The organism is Microcystis sp. M53602_WE12 (assembly GCF_030065455.1).
In the GTDB taxonomy this organism is placed as follows: Bacteria; Cyanobacteriota; Cyanobacteriia; order Cyanobacteriales; family Microcystaceae; genus Microcystis; species Microcystis aeruginosa.
In genome coordinates this window covers 1-7,630 of sequence record NZ_JASJFB010000311.1, presented here as the reverse complement: position 1 = coordinate 7,630, position 7,630 = coordinate 1, and the positions used below count along the sequence as shown (strand labels likewise).

The following is a 7,630-nucleotide window of genomic DNA, read 5'->3' as shown; positions in this document are numbered from 1 at the left end:
GTCCTGTAGGGGCGAAGCATTCGGACAATAACCTATCGGTGAAAAGGTAGATTTTCTATCCGAATGCTTCGCCCGTACTTATTCAGCAAACCCTAATTACACATCTAAGCCACTACTCCGTCAGACTTCTGGTGTGAGGAAACAGTGAACTGAAAACTCAAATCCGATCCCTAATAGCTGTATCCCGTCTCCCGTCTCCTGTCTCGGAGTCTCGACTAGGAAATTAATTTTACACGACTACTTAATAATGTTCAAACTTCCTCTCTGGAACCCCGGCACTTGCCACTCCTTACCCACGACTATAAAATTAGCATCCATCTTGCGGGGGTATTACCCTGGTTAATACCCCCTATTTTGGTCTGGTATAGTGTTAAGCTTCTCCTGTGATTGATAAACCCTCTACCCAAACGTAGGGACAAACACCACTGGGAGTAATAACCGCTTCCGGTTCCAGATAAACAATCGATTTCAGCAGTGTTAAAATATCTCCAGCTACGGTAGCGGAATCGATGCTAATGCGCTCATTTTTGTTAACTAACCAACCATCAAACGGCAAAGAGAAGGAACCTTGTAGAGAATTAACTCCCGCATGAAGTGCCTGTAAACTATCAATTAAAACCACATTTTCTGCTGTTTCCAAAGAATAGCTTTTGGGTTGATTAACACTAGCAAAAACGTGATAAAAATGGGGACTAACTGTTACTTTTGCGCCAATGTTACCGTTGCCAGTCGGTTCCGTATTCATCCGTTTAGCGGTAATCGTGCTATGGAGAAAATTACTCAAAATCCCCTCTTTAATTAATTCCACACGACGGGTGGGAGTGCCTTCACTATCAAAAGTTTCTGCGGAAACATTAGCTGGATGGAGGGCATCATCACACAAATTTAAGGCAGTAGCGGCGATTTGTGTTCCTAGGGATTCAGGAGTAGAAAGACTCTGTTTATCAAGGACATTTTGGGCATTAAACAGATTAGAAAATGCCCCTATGAGACTCAAAAAGGCGCGGGGGGCAAAAACCACCAAATATTTACCCGTGGTAATCGGTTGATAGTCCAGATGGCTAACAGTTTTGGTAATCGCTTCCTCGATGCAACCATCGATATCTAATTTTTCCAGCCCCGGACTAACCCGAAAAGCACCAGCGCTGCGGGGTTTTTTGCCTTCCTGTTCGGTTTTGGTGTATAAATACACGCTGGCATAACTACGCGCTTCCTGACGCATTGCCCCGTCGCTATTGAGATAAAAACGTCTGACCTGCTGTTGTCCCAAACCGTTATAGGGAACACTGGCAATAGCTGGATGGGCTGCTAGTAAGGATTTTTCGGCGGCTAATAACTTATCGATGAGAGTGGATACAGCTGCTTGATTAGACATTTCGCTGGCCACTTCTGTGGTAGGTGCGGTGGCAGCGGGACTAAAATCGGGGACATTTTCCTTAACGCCAAAAAAGCTGGCTTCTTGGGCGGTTTTCAGGGCTAATTGCAGTCCCACCGGGTCCACATCGGTGGTAGAGGTGACACCGACTTGATTATCCCGATTCCAGACGCGAACGATAACGCTGGAACGATTGGACGCTTGTACCTGTTTGGGTTCCCCTTGAAACACATCCACATCGGTTTCATCGACAGAAGAACCATAGATGTCGTATTTAGCAATTCCTAAAGCTTGGGCGCTAGAATTAGCGATTTGGGCGATATCTTCAACTTTTGGCATAGATTTTTTTTGGTGTTGGAGGATTTTTCAGTTATCAGTAAACAGTAATCAGTAATCAGTGAAAAGAAAGCTCAGAACTTGCCACTTAACAGTGTCCACTGAAAACTCAAATCTGATAACTGATAACTGATAGCGGTCAGCCGTAAGCTAGATAAGTAGGGAGGCACAATTATTTGTAGGATGGGTTAGCGGTAGCGTAACATGAGCGGGCGTTGGGTTTCATGCTTCAACCCAACCTACGTTCTGAAAACTCAAATCTGATAACTGATAACTGATAACTGATAACTGATAACTGAAGAGAGATTGGGCCAAGTGGTGACAATAAAGACGATAACGGCGGCCGTGGCCAGCATAGCTTTAGCAACGTGACCGATAACCGTACCGACGACGATACCGACACAGACTTTTAGGGATTGTTGCAAACGGGGGGTTAATTCCAAATCGCGACGATAGGCGTATTCTCCGACAAAAGCCCCGACCACAGGACCGACAAATAAGCCGATAATTGGGCCGCCAATGGGTAAAGCCGGTAAAAGCCCGAATATTCCCGCTAATAAACCCACTACTAGCCCGATTTGACTCCAATTGCTCGCCCCAACTTTTTGGGCGCCGAGATAACTAGCGAGGAATTCCACCCCCAGACTGAGGAGAAGGACAACAAAGGCCACGGTTAAAGCGACCCCCATCCCCGCGAATTTGGTGACAAAACCCCACACCAGCATGGCGATTAAAATCAAACTCATGCCGGGGACAGCGGGCAGCAGTTCGCCAATTATCCCCACTATCATGATGGCAATGAGGAAATAATAGAGAATTACTAAAGTCATGATTAACGACCGCCAACGGTAATAGAATCGACTTTTAAATGGGGTTGACCAACGGTGACATAAACGCTACCACTGACGGAACCGCAAAAACCCGCCGCTAGTCCTAAATCTTGGGAACACATAGAGATTTTATTCATAATCTCCTTGGCTGAACCGATTAAAGTCGCGCCTTTTAGGGGTTTAGTCAGGTTGCCGTTTTCGATAAGATAGGCCTCCTCGACGGCGAAATTAAATTCCCCGGTCGCCCCCACACTACCACCGCCCATTTTTTTGCAATAAATGCCTTTATCGATGGAATTAAAGAGATTATCGAGGGTATATTCCCCAGGTGCGATGTAGGTATTCCGCATCCGACTAGCGGCGGCATAGGTGTAGTTTTGACGGCGACCGCTACCTGTGCGCGGATGACCGGTTTTAATTGAACCAGTGCGATCGGCAATGAAGTTTTTTAGGATACCATTTTCAATTAGGAGAGTACGCTGGGCCGGCATTCCCTCATCGTCCATATCGATAGTACCGAAAGCTTTATCGGATAATCCTTCGTCCCAAGCCGTCAGATTTTCGTGGGCGATTTTTTCGCCCTTTTTATCGAGAAAGGGCGTGGTTTTTTGTTCGATTTGCGTAGTTTCTAGCAAATGGCCGCAGGCTTCGTGGAAGATAACGCCGCCAAATTCATTGGCCATGACGATGGGATAACTGCCAGATTCTACATAGTCAGCGTAAAGCATTTTACCCGCCGATTCGGCCACTTCTGCCGCCGATTCCTCAGCATTCCACGTCCGCAGAAAATCGGGATTACTGGTATTACCCACCCGTTTACCAATGCTAGAACGATTAGTTCCATCGGCACAGAGGAGATTATAGCCCACGGATTGGGTGAGGCGAATATCCCGGGCAAAAGTGCCGTCACTAGCGGCAACTAAAATTTCTTGCCAATCGCGAAAATAAGCGGCGCGACGAGATTGGACGTGAGAGGCTTTCTGATTGAGGTGAACGTTAGCAGTTAGGAGAATATCACCCATTTCTCGCAAAGAACTGCAATTATTCAGCCAAATATCTTTATTTTTGACCGTGGCATAATCCCGGAACATTTCCAGATTGATTTCGGGAATATACGCGTTAGGACTGGGTAGGTTTAAACCGAGAATCGATAAACCTTTTTCTAGGGCATTTTTTAAGCCTTGGAAGCTTAAATCGTTGGTACTGACATAACAATCAGCTTTACCGCGAAAAAGGCGGATTCCTGCCCCTGTAGATAGTTTCGGTGAGAGACTGGTGATGGTGTCATCTTCGGCTAAACAACTGATATAGTTGACTCTTTCGAGGAAAAATTCGATAAAAGTTGCCCCGGCAGCCCGTCCCAGTCCCAGAAGAGTGGACAAAGGAGCCGCCCAAGAGCTATCAAAGCGCTCCAGACTAGGATTATATTTCAGGGTGGGGAGTTCTTTGGAGATGAGTAGAGTGGGTGACATAAAGCTCGTTTATCAGTTAATCTGCTGGTTTCTAGTCTAACAGTTCTCAGTTTTTTCCGTCTGGGGATGCGTTAGCGCCGCCCAACCCTGCTAAATTTTTCTCCTTCATATCTCTTAATAAAAACCTTGATTCGAGCGCTCATCGCCCCCAAGATTAAATAAAGAGCGACTCAGGATCAAAATAATGGCCACAGCGACACAATTCTTAAACATTTCTGACTTGACAAAAGATGATTATTGTGTATTCGGTTTAGCGATTTGTTTTCTCAAACAGGAGGGAGAATTAGAAAAAGTGGCGGTGTTAGAACCGATTCCCTCGGCGGCCCTAGAGGCAATTGTCAAAGGAATTCCCACTTCCTACGAATTTGCCCGCGCCATGAGTTTAGGAGAGGTATTTCAGGACGATAATCCTCAAATACCCAGTAATTTCCCCGATAATGCCCAATTATGCGAGAATTTTGTCGAAAGGGCGATTGCGGCCACTCGCACCTATAAAAATCAACCCCACCTGCAAGGGTTAATCCCCTTGGGCAGCCAAAAAGACGATTTAAACTTTTCCCTAGAGAAAAAACGCATCTTGAATGCTGTTCATGTGGTGCGGACGGAGGATAACGTCAAACAACATTCTCACACCCATAAGGTTTTGTAATCAAGGTGAGTTCGGATTAGGGAAATTTTGCCGTTTTCCCTGATTCCGAACTCAGATGAACCAGTTATCTTAAGAGTGAGGTGTAAAGTTGTGATTTTGAGGAGTTGATGCCCAATTAAGTAGGGAGGCACAATTATTTGTAGGATGGGTTAGCGGTAGCGTAACATGAGCGGGCGTTGGGTTTCATACTTCAACCCAACCTACGTTCATCTAAAAAGATTATAATTTGTTTTCTCAATTTAGGATTAGTAAACCATGGCAAGTATAGAAACATTATTAGCAGAAATTATTAAGGCTGCATCTCACATTTGCAGAAATAGCGACAATCGGCAATTATTGGTGAATCTTAAATTGGTACAAGTATATTAACAACTGCGTGTAAGCATCTCACCGAAAAGCAAATGCGCTCCGGGGTTTGGGGGGTAGAACCCCCCAAAAGCTTGGATTGAGTCATAAAATCGAAAGTAACGCCCAATTTTCAAAGAGAGGTTCCCTTTAAAAACCCCAACTTAGTAGATTTATAAAAATGAGATGCACCCAATTATTAAGGCAATGCTACACATAAATTTTTGCTGACTGAATAAATATCTTCAAACAAATAATCCCATTGATGTTCTAGGTGTCTAGCGATATGGTAAGCAAGCAAAGGTGGCACAGCATTACCAATTAGTTTGTAACCATCCGTAGCCGAAAGTGAATATTTTTCATCTCCCTTATTTTGTGGACGCACAAATTGAAAATCATCGGGAAAAGTCTGTATTCTCGCACATTCCCGCACAGTTAAACGTCTCATTTTTAACCCTGCTTCTAACTCATTAACTATCTTTCCCCCTAATTCTAAAGATAATCTCCTAAATTCAATATTACCGTGATGTTCCGAGCGAATAGTCGGACTTAAACCCTGTAAATTAACCTCGATTTGTCCCTGAGTTTTACCATAATGTTTAGCTTTTGAATAGCTTTTTTGTGAGAGGTCAAATAACTCATCTTCTGGTTCTTCTAAACCTGATAATATCTGACCCACTGTACTGTAAGTTTTAAGAGGATATATTGACTCAAACAGATTTAATTGATGCTTAATAACTTTATGGGTTGGATGCGGAAAAATATCATTATTTTCTAGATGTCCTATCGCTGTCGCTTTTAAATAGGTTTTATTTAAACCGATAAAGATAATTCTTTCCCTGGTTTGGGGAATTCCATAATCGGGAGCAAAGAGAAGTTTAGGGATAACTATATATCCATCTTTACCAATGGCACTAAAATCATCTTCAATTATATCTTTAACATTAGCCAAGGAGATTAAACCTTTAACATTTTCAGCAATAAAAACTTTAGGTAAGGTTAATTCAATAACTCTTTTCATCCAATAATAGAGTTTCCCGCGATTGTCCTGAAAACTATCTTCACTCTCGTCTAGTAGTTTACCTGTGTGACTTTTGTGAGAATTAAACCCCTTTCTTTTTCCTGAAACACTAAAATCTTGACAGGGAAAACCTCCCGTTACTACATCAATATTACTGGGAAACTGAAACTCTCCTTTTTCTGCTTGTTTGACTAAATCTACAATACTCCCCAAGTGAAATACATTCTTTTTACCCCTTTTTTCAAAGTAGGGAATCCAAGCATTATGGGCAGCTTTAGTTATATCATTAGCAAAGACAGTTTCAAAAGTAGTGCGCGGTAGTTTTAGCCATGGTTCCCGTCTTTCTACTATCCAATCTTGATGAATATTTTCATTAACACAGTCTTGGTGTACCCAAAAACCTCCCTCTAATCCTAAGTCCATTCCCCCGCAGCCAGAAAATAGAGATAAAACTCGCTTTTGTTGCCTATTCATCACTATTGATTAAATGAGTAATTCAATAATATCATACTGATAATCAACTCGATCGAAAAGGATTAATTAAAGTTAGTTGATTGGATATTATTAACCCATCCTGCATATCTTCAGAGTAAAGAATACTAGCATCGGATGCTAAGGCACTAGCTACAATTAAACTATCCCAAAAAGAAAAACTGTATTGAGTGCGGAGTTCAGAGGCTCTTAAAATAATATTGCGATCAAGTTGAATAACAACACATCCATCGTAAAATTCTTGGATAATTTCTCTAATTTGAATTTCACTTATTTTAGCTTTTTTGGATAAAACAGAGCAAACTTCATTAATAATTTGCGTACTGATTAAGATATTTTCCCTGCTAGTTAAAGCGGTCGCTAGATTGCGTTTTCGCCTTTCTGCAGCATCGTTACACTCTGGGTCTATTAAAAGACGGTATAGCCAGATATTAGAATCAAAAAAATAAAGAGAATTGGTCATAATTATAGCTGATGAATTTCTTCCCGATTTAATTGACGAATACCTTTAACAGCAACGGGGTTTTGAGTTAATTGGGCAATGATTCCAGTGGTTGATATTTTTTTATTTTGTTTGATCACAATAACTTGAACTTCGCTGTCTTCCTTCAAGTCCTGTTGGTATTCTTCGGGAATTTCGATAATACCTTGTTTGATTTTGGCTTTAAATTCCACTGCATTTAACATATTGTTGCTCTCGATCGACTGTCTATTAAGATTAATTATAACAAATCCTGGTTAATCCCAACATTTCCTTCGGCTCAAAGGTCTGCGGATTGGCATTGAAACTATTCTTTATCAATAGATTTATTGCGCTGGTACTCCCGAAGAAATCCCTAAGATTTATCCTTCCCTGAGTTGAGAACAAGTTTAGGCGACAATTTTATCTTATCTCCACAACCAAGCATAAGTTAAGCAATACATAGGGTTTGCTGAATAAATCTAAAAACCTTGTTGGATAAGACTTTGAGACCTTTTTGAAATCCAAAAGTGCCTGGCATGGGAGTGATCAGGGGGAAATTCAGGTACTTTTTCCCTGAAAATTAGGTAATTGACCCCCTCAAAATCGGTAAAACCCCACACCCCACACCCTACACCCTACACCCTGCT

7 protein-coding genes are annotated in these 7,630 nt (G+C 42.2%); 1 reads left to right on the top strand and 6 read right to left on the bottom strand.

Annotation, left to right across the window (positions count from 1 at the left end; translation table 11 throughout):
* Positions 1-370 precede the first annotated feature (370 nt).
* From PX482_RS11105 to PX482_RS11095, 3 genes are all read right to left on the bottom strand, one after another.
* Positions 371-1,714, bottom strand: coding sequence for a TldD/PmbA family protein (locus PX482_RS11105; RefSeq protein ID WP_288122444.1), 1,344 nt, complete (start codon positions 1,712-1,714; stop codon positions 371-373).
* Between the two features lie 251 nt (positions 1,715-1,965).
* Positions 1,966-2,541, bottom strand: coding sequence for a DUF456 domain-containing protein (locus tag PX482_RS11100; protein WP_002757794.1), 576 nt, complete (start codon positions 2,539-2,541; stop codon positions 1,966-1,968).
* A 2-nt stretch (positions 2,542-2,543) separates the two neighbouring features.
* Positions 2,544-4,013: a TldD/PmbA family protein gene (locus PX482_RS11095; protein ID WP_002757793.1), complete on the bottom strand. Its 1,470-nt coding sequence runs from the start codon at positions 4,011-4,013 to the stop codon at positions 2,544-2,546.
* A gap of 184 nt (positions 4,014-4,197) precedes the next feature.
* Here PX482_RS11095 and PX482_RS11090 point away from each other — a divergent pair, with 184 nt between their 5' ends.
* Complete coding sequence (locus PX482_RS11090; RefSeq protein WP_002798136.1) at positions 4,198-4,662, top strand: hypothetical protein; 465 nt, start codon at positions 4,198-4,200, stop codon at positions 4,660-4,662.
* A 544-nt stretch (positions 4,663-5,206) separates the two neighbouring features.
* On the opposite strand, the gene PX482_RS11085 is transcribed toward PX482_RS11090, so the two are convergent.
* The 3 genes from PX482_RS11085 to PX482_RS11075 are packed head-to-tail and all read right to left on the bottom strand — an operon-like array spanning position 5,207 to position 7,207.
* Positions 5,207-6,502, bottom strand: a complete 1,296-nt coding sequence (locus PX482_RS11085; protein WP_288094155.1) for a DNA cytosine methyltransferase — start codon at positions 6,500-6,502, stop codon at positions 5,207-5,209.
* 43 nt (positions 6,503-6,545) lie between these two features.
* Entirely contained in the window at positions 6,546-6,983 is a 438-nt protein-coding gene (locus PX482_RS11080) for a PIN domain-containing protein (RefSeq protein ID WP_288026814.1), read from the bottom strand.
* A 2-nt stretch (positions 6,984-6,985) separates the two neighbouring features.
* Positions 6,986-7,207: a hypothetical protein gene (locus PX482_RS11075; RefSeq protein ID WP_288026812.1), complete on the bottom strand. Its 222-nt coding sequence runs from the start codon at positions 7,205-7,207 to the stop codon at positions 6,986-6,988.
* Between the last annotated feature and the right edge of the window lie 423 nt (positions 7,208-7,630).